Origin of the sequence: Sporichthya brevicatena, from assembly GCF_039525035.1 — a bacterium.
GTDB lineage: Bacteria > Actinomycetota > Actinomycetes > Sporichthyales > Sporichthyaceae > Sporichthya > Sporichthya brevicatena.
The window spans coordinates 32089-44689 of sequence record NZ_BAAAHE010000052.1 but is presented as its reverse complement, the minus strand read 5'-3'; the positions used below and the strand labels follow the sequence as shown (position 1 = coordinate 44689).

The window sequence follows — 12601 nt, the reverse complement described above, 5'->3', positions numbered from 1 at the left end:
TTACGCGCGCGCGCCGGAAATGTCGGCCGCGAAGGTCGCGATGTGGTCGATCGCGGTGTCCAGTGCGACCTCGACCGGAGTGGTGTCCCGCCGGACCTGCGTCAGCAGGAGCCCGCCCTGCAGGGCCGCGAGCACCGAGAGGGCGAGCCGGGGCGGGTCGGCGTCCGCCCGGATCTCACCGCGTTCCTGCATGGCCGTGAGGCCGAGCCGGATGCTCTCCTCCCAGCTCGCGAACGTGGCCTGCAGTTGCGCCCGGGCCTCGGGGTCGACGTCGGCGATCTCCCCGGCGAGGGAGATGACGCACCCGCCGGCGCAGTTCCGTTCCTGTTGCAGGGCGACCACGGCGTCCCGCCAGGCGCGCAGGGCCTCGAGGCTGTCCAGCGACACCTGCCCGAGCGCCTGCTGCTCGTCCTGGGCGCTGTGGGTGATCACGGCGTGGACGAGGTCCTGCTTGTCGGCGAAGTAGTGGTAGAGCTGCGACGCGCTCACCCCCGCGGCGGCGAGGACGTCGGGGATGCTCGTTGCCGCGACGCCCCGGGACAGCATCAGCTTCGCCGCCGCCTCGACGATGCGCGCCCGCGTCGCCCGGCCGCGCGCGGTCAGGCGTCCGCCGCTCGCCGTGCACTCCTCCGGCTGCTCGCTCATCCGTCCCTGCCTCCTCTCCCGCCTCGGTGGTCCCTGTGGGGGTGACACCCCTTCTGGCGCCAGAAAGGGTGTCACCCCCACGGAAAACAGCTCCGCAGAACTGGAATGAACGTTCCAGTGCGCTGGTTGGCCACTTCTGGAACGTCCATTCCAGTGGTGCTCATTCCAGCACCCTCCAGCTGAGGAGCCAACCCCCATGACCAGCAGTTCCAGCACCTCCACCCCGCTCGCCGACAACGTCGCCCTCGTGACCGGCGCGACCAGCGGCATCGGGCGCGCGGCGGCCGAGCACCTGGCCGAGCTCGGGGCCCACGTCCTGGTGTCCGGCCGCGACGTCGAGCGCGGGGAGGCCGTCGTGGCCACCATCCGTGCGGCGGGCGGGAAGGCCGACTTCCTCGCTGCCGACCTCGCCGACGTGTACGGGGCGCGGGATCTCGCCCAGCGCGCGATCGAAGCCGGCGGCGGGCGGGTCGACATCCTCGTCAACAACGCGGGGATCTTCCCCTTCGGCTCGACCGTCGAGTTCTCCAACGACGACTTCGACGCCGTGGTCGGGGTGAACCTCAAATCGCCGTTCGCGCTGGTGCAGGCCCTGGTGCCCGGCATGGTCGAGCGCGGGGCCGGGACGGTCGTCAACGTCAGCAGCGCCGCCGGGCAGCGGGCGCTGCCGGCCGCCGGTGTCTACTCGGCGACCAAGGCCGCGCTCGACCAGCTGACCCGGTCCTGGGCGGCCGAGTTCGGTCCGTCCGGGGTACGCGTGAACGCGGTGAGCCCTGGCCCGGTCCGGACCGAGGGCACCGTCGACTTCACGGACCTCCACGCCGAGTTCGCGGAGATCTCACCCAGTCGCCGCGTCTCCGAGCCCGCGGACATCGCCGCCGCGATCGGCTTCCTCGCCGGTCCCGGCGCGAGCAACATCCACGGCACCGTGCTGCCGGTCGACGGCGGTTACCTGGCCGCCTAGGACCTCGGGGCGCCGCTCGTCAGGGAACGAGCCGGGCGGCGCCCTGGTCGGCCGAGAGGGCCATCGAGGCGTAGGCGCGCAGCGCGGCGGAGACCGGACGCTCCCGGTTCGCCGGCTGCCAGCCGATCTTCTCCCGGGCGGCCCGGCGCGCGGCCAGTTCCTCGGGGGAGACGAGCAGCTGGATCGACCGGGTCGGGATGTCGATCTCGATGAGGTCGCCCTCCTCGACGAGGCCGATCGTGCCGCCCGCGGCCGCCTCGGGGGAGACGTGGCCGATCGAGAGACCCGACGTCCCGCCGGAGAACCGGCCGTCCGTGATCAGCGCGCAGGACGGGCCGAGACCGCGGCCCTTGAGGAACGAGGTCGGGTAGAGCATCTCCTGCATGCCCGGCCCGCCCTTGGGGCCCTCGTAGCGGACGACCACGACGTCGCCGGCGACGATCTTCCCGCCGAGGATCGCGGACACCGCGTCCTCCTGAGACTCCGTCACCTTGGCCGGACCCTTGAAGTACAGCTGGTCCGCGGCGATGCCGGCGGTCTTCACGACGCAACCGTTCTCGGCGAGGTTGCCGTAGAGGACGGCGAGGCCGCCGTCGGCGGAGTAGGCGTGCTCGACGTCGCGGATGCAGCCGTCGACGGCGTCGGTGTCCAGGCTGTCCCAGCGTGCCGTCGAGGAGAAGGCCTCGGTCGTGCGGACGCCGCCTGGGGCGGCCGAGAACAGCTCGAGCGCCTTCGGGTTCGGGTTCTCGCGACGGATGTCCCAGGCCGCGAGCCAGGACTCGAGGTCCGGCGAGTGGATCGTGTGGACGTTGCGTTCGAGCAGGCCCGCGCGCTCCAGCTCGCCGAGCAGGGCGGGGATGCCGCCGGCCCGGTGGACGTCCTCCATGTGGTACTTCGGCGTGTTCGGCGCGACCTTGCTCAGGCACGGGGTCGAGCGGGAGAGACGGTCGATCTCCGACAGGTCGAAGTCCACCTCGCCCTCGCGCGCGGCGGCGAGCAGGTGCAGGACGGTGTTGGTCGAGCCGCCCATCGCGATGTCGAGGCGCATCGCGTTGGCGAACGCCTCCCGGGTCGCGATGTTGCGCGGCAGCACCGACGCGTCGTCCTCGCCGTAGAAGCGGCGGCAGAGGTCGACGACCAGGCGGCCGGCCTCCAGGAACAGGTCCTTGCGAGCGGCGGACGTCGCGAGCGTCGAGCCGTTGCCCGGCAGCGAGAGGCCGAGGGCCTCGGTCAGGCAGTTCATCGAGTTCGCCGTGAACATGCCCGAGCAGGACCCGCAGGTCGGGCAGGCGGAGCGCTCGACGTCGAGGAGCTCGGCGTCGGAGACGCTCTCGTCCGCGGAAGCCGTCATGGCCGAGATCAGGTCGAGCTTCGGCCGGGCCACCCCGTCGGTGACGACGACCTTGCCGGCCTCCATCGCGCCGCCGGAGACGAAGACCGTCGGGATGTTCAGCCGCATGGCGGCGATGAGCATGCCCGGGGTGATCTTGTCGCAGTTCGAGATGCAGACCAGGGCGTCGGCCTGGTGGGCCTGGACCATGTACTCGACCGAGTCGGCAATCAGCTCGCGGCTCGGGAGGCTGTAGAGCATGCCGCCGTGGCCCATGGCGATGCCGTCGTCGACCGCGATCGTGTTGAACTCGCGCCCGACGCCGCCCGCGGCCGCGATCTCGTCGCAGACCAGCTGGCCGAGGTCCTTGAGGTGGACGTGGCCGGGCACGAACTGGGTGAACGAGTTCGCTACCGCAATGATCGGCTTCCCGAAGTCGCTGTCCGTCATGCCGGTCGCACGCCAGAGGGCGCGCGCTCCGGCCATGTTCCGGCCGTGGGTGCTGGTGCGGGAACGCAGATCTGCCATTGTTCGGTCCTAACTCGGGCGTTTTCCGGGCCTGGCCCGGCAGCGCAGCACCTCCATCGTACGAGCGATGTCGGAGGGACCCTGATTCATGGATCCGTACCGGACCCCCGAACGGCTCGCGCTGCGCCAGCTGGTGCGGTCATTCGTCTCCAACGAGGTGCTGCCCCACCAGGATTCCTGGGAACGCGCCGGCGAGCTGCCGCGGGAGCTGCACGTCGCCGCCGCGCGCGTGGGGCTGCTGGGGTTGCACTACCCGGAATCGGCCGGGGGAGGCGGCGGGGACGCGATCGACCTGGTCACGCTGACCGAGGAGGCCCTCTACGCGGGCGCCGCGGGCGGCCTGATCGCGAGCCTGTTCACCACCGGCATCGCGGTGCCGCACCTGATCGCGGCCGGGGACCCGGCCCAGATCGACCGCTGGGTCCGGCCTGCGCTGGCCGGGACCGCGATCGGCGCCCTGGCGATCACCGAGCCGGACGGCGGCTCGGACGTCGCCGGGCTCCGGACCACCGCGGTCCGCGACGGTGACTCCTACGTGGTCAACGGGGCCAAGACCTACATCACGTCGGGCTGCCGGGCCGACTTCGTCGTGACGGCGGTCCGGACCGGGGGGCCGGGGGCCCGCGGGGTCTCGCTGCTGGTGATCGAGCGCGGGACGCCCGGGTTCACCGTCTCCCGGAAGCTGGAGAAGATGGGCTGGCTGTGCTCGGACACGGCCGAGCTCGCGTTCACCGACTGCCGCGTCCCGGCGGCCAACCTCGTCGGGGCGGAGAACACCGGCTTCGCCCAGATCGCCCAGCACTTCGTCACCGAGCGGCTGATGCTCGCGGCCCAGGCCTACGCCGCCGCGCAGCGGTGCCTGGACCTGACCGTGGAGTGGTGCCGGCTGCGGTCGACGTTCGGCGAGAGGTTGATCAGCCGTCAGCTGGTGCAGCACACCCTGGTCGAGATGGCGCGGCGGATCGACGTCGCCCGGACGTACACGCGGAACCTCGCGGTCCGGTACACCGAGGGCGAGGACTGCATCGCCGAGGTGTGCTTCGCGAAGAACACGGCCGTCGAGGCCGGGGAGTGGGTGGTCGACCAGGCCGTCCAGCTCCACGGCGGGCTGGGCTACATGCGCGAGTCCGAGGTCGAGCGCCAGTACCGCGACATGCGGATCCTCGGTATCGGCGGCGGCACCTCCGAGATTCTCGCCGGACTGGCGGCGAAGCGGCTGGGCCTCACCGACTGACCGTTGCTGACGGGAAGTCAGGCAGCGACCGACTCCCGCTCCCGCGCCGCCACCGGCCGCGGGACGCAGGCGAGCACGACCAGCGCGATCCCCGAGATCGCCCACACCGTCTGCTCGGTCACGGCCCCGGTGCCGAAGGCCTGCTCGACGAACTCGGACGCCCCGCTGTCCATGGCGAGGAACATGTAGCCCATCACCAGGGCGGAGGCGGCCTGCGAGATCCGGACGTCGGGGCCGCAGGCGCCGGCGAGCTCGGCGGCGGTCCCCGAGCGCGGGCCGACCGCGTACGGCAGCGCCGAGGAGCGGCGGCCGCACTGCTCGGTGAACCAGCCCTGCGCCCAGGCCGCGGCCTCGAGCAGGTAGTAGGCGATCAGCGCGTAGGTCACGATCGCGACGCCGTGGCCGCGGTGCTGCAGCCACATGTAGGTCATCGCGACCATGCCGATCAGCGCGGGCACCCAGAGCAGGTTCACCGGAATTCCGCGCTGGAACTGCGTGAGGATCCACGCCGCGACCACGATCGACAACGCGCCGAAGATGTACTGCCAGGCGCGGGCCTCGCCCGGCATGGAGGCCCACGGGGCGAACATCCAGACCATGCCGAGGTTCATCGCGAGGTGGGTGAAGTGCCACCCGCGGATCTGCGGCCGGTCCGGCCCGAGCGTCAGCACGTGGACCACGTGCGTCGCGGTGATGACGGTCAGGATCAGCGTCCCGAGAACCTGCACCCACAGCGGCATGAGGTTCATGCCGCCGGCGCTGTGGTGGTCATGCATGGGTGGCCGCCCCTCCCCGGCGCACCGAGCGCCAGATGCGTTCGATCACGAGGTAGAGCAGGAACGACACCGCCAGCGTCGGCAGCGTGTAGGCGAGCAGACCGAACACGACCATCATCGGGACCGGCACGGCCTTCCACAGCGGCCCCGACACCTTCGGCGGGACGCCGAGCGTGCCGCGCGGCCGGCGGATCCACCACATCCGGTAACCCGCGACGATCAGCACGATCACGCCGATCGACAGTGCGGTCAGGAACAGCTGGTTCCAGACTCCGAACAGCGTGGCCTGGTGGAAGTAGATGCCGATCGAGGTGGCGCGGGCCATCCAGGGCTTCTCGTCCCAGTCGACGCGGTCGAGCACCGTGCCGGTGCTGCCGTCGACGGCGATCGTCGTCGGCTCCAGTGGCCACTTGGTGTCCCGCAGTTCCGCCTTCCATGCCTTGCCCTCGGCGGTCGGCGGCGAGTACTTCACGAGGCCATCGAGACCCGCGGACTCCGCGGACCGGGCGACGGTGTCGATCTGCGGCAGCACCGCCGCGGCCGCGAAGGTGGGGGCGTCCGACGGGACGTCAGATCCGCCGTTGTGCTCGGCGTGCTCGTCGGCCGCCGCCGCTCCGGTCGGGGCCGACAGCGCGGCACCGCCGGGCAGGGTCGTGTCGAGGGAGGGGCCGGGGCTGCTGAACGTCGCGCGGAGGTCGTCGACGCGGGAGCCCGCGAAGTTCGTCCACGTCAGGCCGGTGCCGACGAGCGAGAGCAGGGCGACGGTGAGCCAGAGCCCGAGCGTGGTGTGCAGGGCGTTCGCTCGGGCGTAGGGCGTCCGGGCGCCGCGGAAGGAGAAGGCGCGGACGAACGAGCGCCGGATCGTCGGCCACTTCAGGTAGATGCCGGTGAGGATCGAGACCAGCAGCCAGCTCGCCGCCAGCTCCGAGAGCGGCGCGACGTTGTCGCCGAGCCGCCAGCTCGAGTGCAGATTCCGCAGCCACTCGCCGGGCCGCGTGTCCTCGGCGATCTCGCCGGTGACCTCGCCGGTCACGGGGTCGACGTAGACGCTGACCGCGCCGGGTGCGTGGCCGAACTCGCCCGCGGTGCCACCGGGCGGCGCCATCGCGACGGCGGTCGTCTCGCGGCCCTCGAAGACGCCCGGTGCGGCGGGAGTCACCGCGGTGACCGTCCAGCCCGGGTGCTCGGCGCGGGCCGCCTCGACCTGCTCCGAGAGCGGCTTGGGTTCGGCCCAGTCGACCGACGACGCACTGAGGGTCTTGCCGTGCAGCGCGGACTCGATCTGCGGGTTCCAGGCGAACAGGATCCCGGTGACCGCCAGCGACAGGATGATCGGGGCGGCGAGGAAGCCGGAGAGGAAGTGCAGCCGGACCAGCAGACGCGTCGTCTCCGGGCGGCGCCGGCGCGGGCCGGACCCGGGGCCGACGGGCAGGACGGGCGGCGGCGGGGTTCGGGCGGGCGCGACGTCGAGCGCCATCGGCGTCCTCCTGGTGCGGGATGCCCGTCCACTCACCGCGACGTCGTTGGTGCGATCGGTGTCAGGCGCTACTGCAACAGGTCGACGTCTCCACCCGTCGAGTTCCCGGTCCGTCCCGATTCGCTCGATCGGCCTAAGGTCGTTGCGTGACTGCTCTCGAATTCGCCGTGTTCACCGAACCGCAGCAGGGTGCGTCCTACGACGACCTGCTCGCCGTCGCCCGGACCGCCGAGGACGCGGGCTACGCCGCGTTCTTCCGGTCCGACCACTACCTCGTGATGGGGGACCGGGACGGCCTGCCCGGCCCGACCGACGCCTGGATCACCCTCGCCGGCCTGGCGCGGGAGACCTCGCGCGTCCGGCTCGGGACGCTCGTCACCGCGGCGACGTTCCGCGAGCCGGGGCCGCTGGCGATCGCGGTCGCGCAGGTCGACGTGATGTCCGGCGGTCGCGTCGAGTTCGGCCTCGGGGCCGGGTGGTACGAGCGCGAGCACCAGGCCTACGGGCTCCGCTTCCCGGACACCGGTGAGCGGTTCGACCGCTTCGCGGAGCAGCTCGAGGTGATCACCGGGTTGTGGGCGACCGACGGTGGCTTCAGCTTCTCGGGCAAGCACTACGAGGTGCTCGACTCGCCCGGGCTGCCGAAGCCGGCGCAGCGGCCCGGCCCGCCGGTCGTCATCGGCGGCGTCGGGGCGAAGCGGACCCCCGCCCTGGCCGCGCAGTTCGCCACCGAGTTCAACGTCGCGTTCCAGCCGCTGGATACCGCGACGACGCAGTTCGCCCGCGTCGACGACGCCTGCCGCGCGATCGGCCGCGACCCGGCGTCGATGCGCCGCTCGCTCGCCCAGGTCGTCTGCGTCGGTCGCGACGACGCCGAGGTCGCCCGCCGCGCCGCGGCGATCGGCCGTGAGGTCGACGAGCTCAAGGAGAACGGCCTCGCCGGCACCCCCGCGGAGGTCGTCGACAAGCTCGGCCGCCTCGTCGAGGCGACCGGCATCGTCCGCGTCTATCTGCAGACCCTCGACCTCGCCGACCTCGACCACGTCGAGCTGATCGCCGCCGAGGTCGCCCCCGCCTTCGCCTGACCTGTCAAAAAAGGGTGACACCCCTTACTCACCAGTAAGGGGTGTCACCCTTTCTTGACACAGGGCGGACGGGCTCTCGGACGGGCCCCCGGCCGGGGGCTCTCAGACGGGCTTCGAGCCGGCCTCGCCGGGGGCGAGGTCGAGCTGGGTGGCCATGCGCTCGCGCAGGATGTTCTTCTGGATCTTGCCGGTGACGGTCATCGGGTACTCGTCGACGATCACGACGTACTTCGGGATCTTGTGGTGCGAGATCTTGCCGGTGCAGAACTCGCGGACCGCGGCGGCGTCGAGGGTCTTGCCCTCGGCGACCTTGACGCAGGCGCAGAGCTCCTCGCCGAACTTCTCGTCGGGGACGCCGACGACCTGGACGTCGACGATGTCCGGGTGCGTGTAGAGGAACTCCTCGATCTCGCGGGGGGCGATGTTCTCGCCACCGCGGATGACGGTGTCCTTGATGCGGCCGACGATCTTGACGTAGCCGTCGGCGTCCATCTCCGCGAGGTCGCCGGTGCGCATCCAACCGGCCTCGTCGATGGCCTCGGCCGTCTTCTCCGGGTCGTTCCAGTAGCCGCGCATGACGGAGTAGCCGCGGGTGCGGAACTCGCCCCGGGTGCCGCGGGGGACGATCTTGTTCGTCTCGGGGTCGACGATCGCGATCTCCAGGTGCGGGTGCACGCGGCCGATCGTGGAGACGCGGCGCTCGAGGTCGTCGTCGGTGCGGGTGTGGCAGGAGACCGGGGAGGTCTCGGTCATGCCGTAGGCGATGGTCACCTCGGTCATGCCCATCTCCGACACGACGCGCTTCATGACCTCGACCGGGCAGGGTGAGCCGGCCATGATGCCGGTCCGCAGGCTGCTGAGGTCGAGATCGCCGATCGACGGGTCGGCGAGCATCGCGATGAACATCGTCGGGACGCCGTAGAGCGAGGTGCAGCGCTCCTGCGCCACGGCCTTCAGCGTCGCGGCGGGGTCGAACGCGGGCGCCGGGATGACGACGGTCGCGGCGTGGGAGAGGCCCGCCAGGTTGCCCATGACCATGCCGAAGCAGTGGTAGAAGGGCACCGGCACGCAGACGCGGTCGTCGGAGGTGTACTTGCAGACCGCGCCGACGAAGTAACCGTTGTTCAGGATGTTGTGGTGGGTCAGCGTCGCGCCCTTGGGGAAGCCCGTCGTGCCCGAGGTGTACTGGATGTTGATCGGGTCGTCGAAGCTCAGTGAGTCCTGACGCTCCATCACCTCAGGGCCGGGCTCGGTGCCGGTGGAGAGCTGGGTCCACTCCGGGTCGCCGATGAAGACGATGTCCGCAAGCTCCGGGCACTCGGGAGCGACCTCGGCGACCATCGAGCGGTAGTCGCTGGTCTTGAACGCCGGGACGGTGATCAGCATCCGGCTGCCCGACTGGTTGAGCACGTACTTGAGCTCGTGCGTCCGGTACGCCGGGTTGACGACGACCAGGATCGCGCCGACGCGCGCGGCCGCGTACTGGGTGATGACCCACTCGCCGTGGTTCGGGGCCCACAGGGCGACCCGGTCGCCGGCCTGGATGCCCTTGGCGAGCAGTCCGGCGGCCAGGCGGGAGACGTCCGCGTCGAGCTCGGCGAACGTCCAGCGCTTGCCGGCCTGGACGTCGACCAGGGCCTCGAGGTCGCCGTTGTCCCGGGCCTGGCGGGTCAGGACCGCGCCGATCGTCTCGCCGAGCAGCGGGACGTCGGACGTGCCGGAGGCGTAGGACGGGGCGGGGGCAGACATCAGTCGAGCTCCTTTGCGGTCACACAGACGTGCCGGGACAGCGTGTTCTCCCTACGAGCATTACTCCGACCTGCGGTTTTTGCCAGGCCGGGGGCCCTCGGCACCAACGGTTGATGGTGTCAGGGCCGGCCGCCCCCGCCGAACCGCATCCCGCCGCCCGGGCCTGTGAAACCGCCGGTCAGACCGCCGCCGGGCCCACCGAACGTGGTCCGGCCGGAGGTCGTCGAGCTCGCAGGGACGTCCGCGCCGGTGTCCGCGAGGACGACGGTGTCGCCCGCGGCCAGGCCGTCGGTGATCTCCGTCCGGGTGGTGCCGACCGCACCGGTCGTCACCGTGCGACGGGCGGGCTTGCCGTTCTGCAGCAGCGTCACGAAGGCACTTGCGGCGGTGCCGGTGGGCGTCACGGCGGAGTTCGGGACGGTCACGGCGTCGGTCGCCGAGCGCAGCGTGATCGCTACCGTCGCCGCGGCGCCCTCGGCCAGCGCGGCCGTCGGCTCGGGGACGAGGACGGTCACCGGGTAGGTCGCGCTGCCGGCCGAGGTGTCCGGCAGGACCCCGATCGAGCTGATCGACCCGGCCGCGGGTGAGTCCGCCCCGTCGGCGGTGACCTCGGCCGGCATGCCCGCCGCCAGGGTCGTGGAGGTCGCGAGCGGAACGTTGAAGGTCACCTGGACGGCGTCGGTGCCGAGCAGCGTGATCGCCTCGCTCGCGGCGACGCGATCCCCGGCCGCGAACGGGACGGACCCGACGACGCCGTCGACCGGCGCGCGGAGGACCGCCGCCTGGAGGTCCTCCTTCGCCGCGGCGAGCTCTGCCTCGGCCGCCCGGACGGCGGCCTGATTCACCGCGGTGCGGGCGGCGGACTCGGCGGACGAGCCGCCGCCGCTCCGGTCCCCGGACGGGGCGCTCGCGGACCGGCGGCCCTGCTCCAGCAGCTGCGCGGCCTGCTCGGTCGCCTGCTGGGTGATCTGCTGAGCCTGCTTCGTCGCGGCCTCGGACTGCGCGACGATGCGCTGCACCGCCGCCGTCATCGCCGCGGAGAGTTCGTCGGTGGCCCGGGTGACGGCGGCCTGCGCGGTCGCGACCTTCGCCTGGGCGTCCTGCACCGCGCGCAACGCGTCGGCGCAGGCGAGCAGCGCCGTGGCGTCGGGCCCGGCGGGCTCCGCCGGTTCCTCGGCGTCCGACGTCGGCACCGAAAGAGCATCGGCGCAGGTGGCGGCCTGGGCGGTCAGCGCGGCCTCCGCGGCCGTCAGGGCCGCGTCCGCCGCGGCGCGGGCGCTGTTGACCGCCCGCACCGGCGCGGTGAGGTCGACCGTGGGCGCGGTCGTCCCTGACGCTCCATCAGGCTTACCGGGCCGGGTTGCGCCGCGGTCCTTCGACTGATCACCGCTCGACGGCTGCCGGCCGGTCGAGGAGTTCGACGACGGGGCCGAGGAGGACCCGGAGCTGCCCGCGGCGAGGGCGGCCTCCGCCTGGCGAAGGGTCGCCTCGGCCGCACGGACCGCGGCCTGCAGGTCGGTCTTGTCGAGCGTGGCAAGGACGTCGCCCTCCTTCACCTCGTCACCGGGGGAGACCTTCACCTTCGCGACGGTTCCCGCGACGCCGAACGCGGCGCTCGCACGGCCCGTGCGGGCGACAGTGCCGCTGTACGTCGCGACCTGATCGACCGAGCCGAGGCTCGCGACCGCGGTCCGGTAGTGCACGGCGTCCTCGCCGGCGAGGGCCCAGCTGGTCCCGACGCCGGTGACGATCAGCCCGCCAAGTGCGATCGGGACCCCGCGGCGCACGAGGATCCGGCGCGCTCCGGGACCGCGGAATCGGGTGGGCTCAGCCATTGCCGTTCTCCGTCCCGGCCGGTCGACCCGGCCGCCCGAAGCCGGTGGTGCAGGCGCCGTCGACCGCGGAGCGGACGGTGATCGAGGTCGCCGTGATCGCGCCGGTGTCGTCGGCGCTGCCGAGAGCGGTGACGCACCGGCCGACCTTGAGCGCGGACGCGGTCGCCGTCACGGTCTTGGTGTAGGTCGTGGCCTCGGTCAGCATGACGACGCGCGTCGACGTGCCGGAGGTGCCCGGATTCGGCATCGACACCGTCATCGTCGTGCCGTCGATGGCGGCGACCGTCCCGGCCGCCCCGCGCATCCCCGCCGGCCGGGAACCGCCACCGGGTGGGAGGCCACCGTCACCCGGGCGCGCATCCCCGCGGGCCTGCGGAGCGCCGGTCGGACGGAAGCCCTCGGACGGCCCACCCGCGCGCGTCCCGCCCGGGAAGCCGGCGGTGCAGGAGCCGTCGACGGGGGTGCTGATCGCGACGCTCGCCGCGGTGACGGGCTCCGCGTCGGCCGCGGCGGCCTCGGCCGGCGTGCTGGTGATCGCGGCGGTGGCCTCGGAGGCGACGTCCCGGACCTGGACGCAGTCGCCGACCCGGATGTCCTTGCGGGACGCCGCGACGGTGTCGGTGACGACGGTCGCGTTGGTCCACGTGACCGCAGTCTGGTTTTGCGTGTTCTGGACCTGCATCGTTCTGCCGCTGACCTCGGCGATCTGCCCCGACGCCCCGGGGAAGTTGCGTCCGCCCGGGGTCGGAGCACCTCCGGCCGCGCCGCTCTCGGTCGGGGCGGCCGGGGCGCCGGTGCTCGGCGTGGTGTCGGACGCCGGAAACGCGCCGGCGGCGTCGTCGCTCCCGCCGCAGCCGGCGAGCACGAGGACGGCCAGCGCCGCCGTGGGAGCGGCGAGACGGAGCCGCCGGTTGCGGATGGACGCGAGCATGAATTCCCCCAGGATGGTGATGGAGCGTCAGAGTCTTAGGCGCGAGC

10 protein-coding genes are annotated in these 12601 nt (G+C 72.4%); 3 read left to right on the top strand and 7 right to left on the bottom strand.

The features are described 5' to 3' along the window. Positions 1–645, bottom strand: coding sequence for a TetR/AcrR family transcriptional regulator (locus ABD401_RS23740; protein WP_344609462.1), 645 nt, complete (start codon positions 643–645; stop codon positions 1–3). A 196-nt stretch (positions 646–841) separates the two neighbouring features. Here ABD401_RS23740 and ABD401_RS23735 point away from each other — a divergent pair, with 196 nt between their 5' ends. Then, positions 842–1609, top strand: a complete 768-nt coding sequence (locus tag ABD401_RS23735; protein ID WP_344609460.1) for an SDR family NAD(P)-dependent oxidoreductase — start codon at positions 842–844, stop codon at positions 1607–1609. Between the two features lie 19 nt (positions 1610–1628). Here the strand turns inward: ABD401_RS23735 and ilvD are convergent, their stop codons facing one another. Then, a complete protein-coding gene (gene ilvD, locus ABD401_RS23730) occupies positions 1629–3467 on the bottom strand; it encodes a dihydroxy-acid dehydratase (protein WP_344609458.1) in 1839 nt (612 codons plus the stop codon). Positions 3468–3555: 88 nt separating this feature from the next. Between ilvD and ABD401_RS23725 the strand changes: the two genes are divergently transcribed. Beyond that, positions 3556–4701 (top strand): acyl-CoA dehydrogenase family protein, encoded by a 1146-nt coding sequence (locus ABD401_RS23725; protein WP_344609456.1) that lies wholly within the window; start codon positions 3556–3558, stop codon positions 4699–4701. Positions 4702–4718: 17 nt separating this feature from the next. Here the strand turns inward: ABD401_RS23725 and ABD401_RS23720 are convergent, their stop codons facing one another. Both ABD401_RS23720 and ABD401_RS23715 read right to left on the bottom strand, forming a co-directional pair. Next, a complete protein-coding gene (locus ABD401_RS23720) occupies positions 4719–5477 on the bottom strand; it encodes a DUF5134 domain-containing protein (protein ID WP_344609454.1) in 759 nt (252 codons plus the stop codon). Then, complete coding sequence (locus ABD401_RS23715) at positions 5470–6954, bottom strand: PepSY-associated TM helix domain-containing protein (RefSeq protein WP_344609452.1); 1485 nt, start codon at positions 6952–6954, stop codon at positions 5470–5472. The genes ABD401_RS23720 and ABD401_RS23715 overlap by 8 nt, the downstream gene beginning before the upstream one ends. A 146-nt stretch (positions 6955–7100) precedes the next feature. On the opposite strand from ABD401_RS23715, the gene ABD401_RS23710 reads away from it, so the two are divergent. Continuing rightward, positions 7101–8039 carry an LLM class F420-dependent oxidoreductase gene (locus ABD401_RS23710; RefSeq protein WP_344609450.1) on the top strand — a complete coding sequence of 313 codons (939 nt, stop codon included), beginning with the start codon at positions 7101–7103 and terminating at the stop codon, positions 8037–8039. A 102-nt stretch (positions 8040–8141) separates the two neighbouring features. Here the strand turns inward: ABD401_RS23710 and ABD401_RS23705 are convergent, their stop codons facing one another. The 3 genes from ABD401_RS23705 to ABD401_RS23695 all read right to left on the bottom strand — a co-directional run bounded on the left by ABD401_RS23705 (position 8142) and on the right by ABD401_RS23695 (position 12554). Continuing rightward, positions 8142–9788: an AMP-binding protein gene (locus ABD401_RS23705; RefSeq protein ID WP_344609448.1), complete on the bottom strand. Its 1647-nt coding sequence runs from the start codon at positions 9786–9788 to the stop codon at positions 8142–8144. Between the two features lie 119 nt (positions 9789–9907). Continuing rightward, positions 9908–11623 carry an efflux RND transporter periplasmic adaptor subunit gene (locus ABD401_RS23700; protein WP_344609446.1) on the bottom strand — a complete coding sequence of 572 codons (1716 nt, stop codon included), beginning with the start codon at positions 11621–11623 and terminating at the stop codon, positions 9908–9910. Continuing rightward, complete coding sequence (locus ABD401_RS23695; protein ID WP_344609444.1) at positions 11616–12554, bottom strand: DUF5666 domain-containing protein; 939 nt, start codon at positions 12552–12554, stop codon at positions 11616–11618. The genes ABD401_RS23700 and ABD401_RS23695 overlap by 8 nt, the downstream gene beginning before the upstream one ends. Between the last annotated feature and the right edge of the window lie 47 nt (positions 12555–12601).

Excerpts from the sequence above, each read along its gene's own strand:
- ABD401_RS23740 (WP_344609462.1), bottom strand. The coding sequence starts at position 645 with ATGAGCGAGCAGCCGGAGGAGTGCACGGCGAGCGGCGGACGCCTGACC.
- ABD401_RS23735 (WP_344609460.1), top strand. The coding sequence starts at position 842 with ATGACCAGCAGTTCCAGCACCTCCACCCCGCTCGCCGACAACGTCGCC.
- ilvD (WP_344609458.1), bottom strand. The coding sequence starts at position 3,467 with ATGGCAGATCTGCGTTCCCGCACCAGCACCCACGGCCGGAACATGGCC.
- ABD401_RS23725 (WP_344609456.1), top strand. The coding sequence starts at position 3,556 with ATGGATCCGTACCGGACCCCCGAACGGCTCGCGCTGCGCCAGCTGGTG.
- ABD401_RS23720 (WP_344609454.1), bottom strand. The coding sequence starts at position 5,477 with ATGCATGACCACCACAGCGCCGGCGGCATGAACCTCATGCCGCTGTGG.
- ABD401_RS23715 (WP_344609452.1), bottom strand. The coding sequence starts at position 6,954 with ATGGCGCTCGACGTCGCGCCCGCCCGAACCCCGCCGCCGCCCGTCCTG.
- ABD401_RS23705 (WP_344609448.1), bottom strand. The coding sequence starts at position 9,788 with ATGTCTGCCCCCGCCCCGTCCTACGCCTCCGGCACGTCCGACGTCCCG.
- ABD401_RS23700 (WP_344609446.1), bottom strand. The coding sequence starts at position 11,623 with ATGGCTGAGCCCACCCGATTCCGCGGTCCCGGAGCGCGCCGGATCCTC.
- ABD401_RS23695 (WP_344609444.1), bottom strand. The coding sequence starts at position 12,554 with ATGCTCGCGTCCATCCGCAACCGGCGGCTCCGTCTCGCCGCTCCCACG.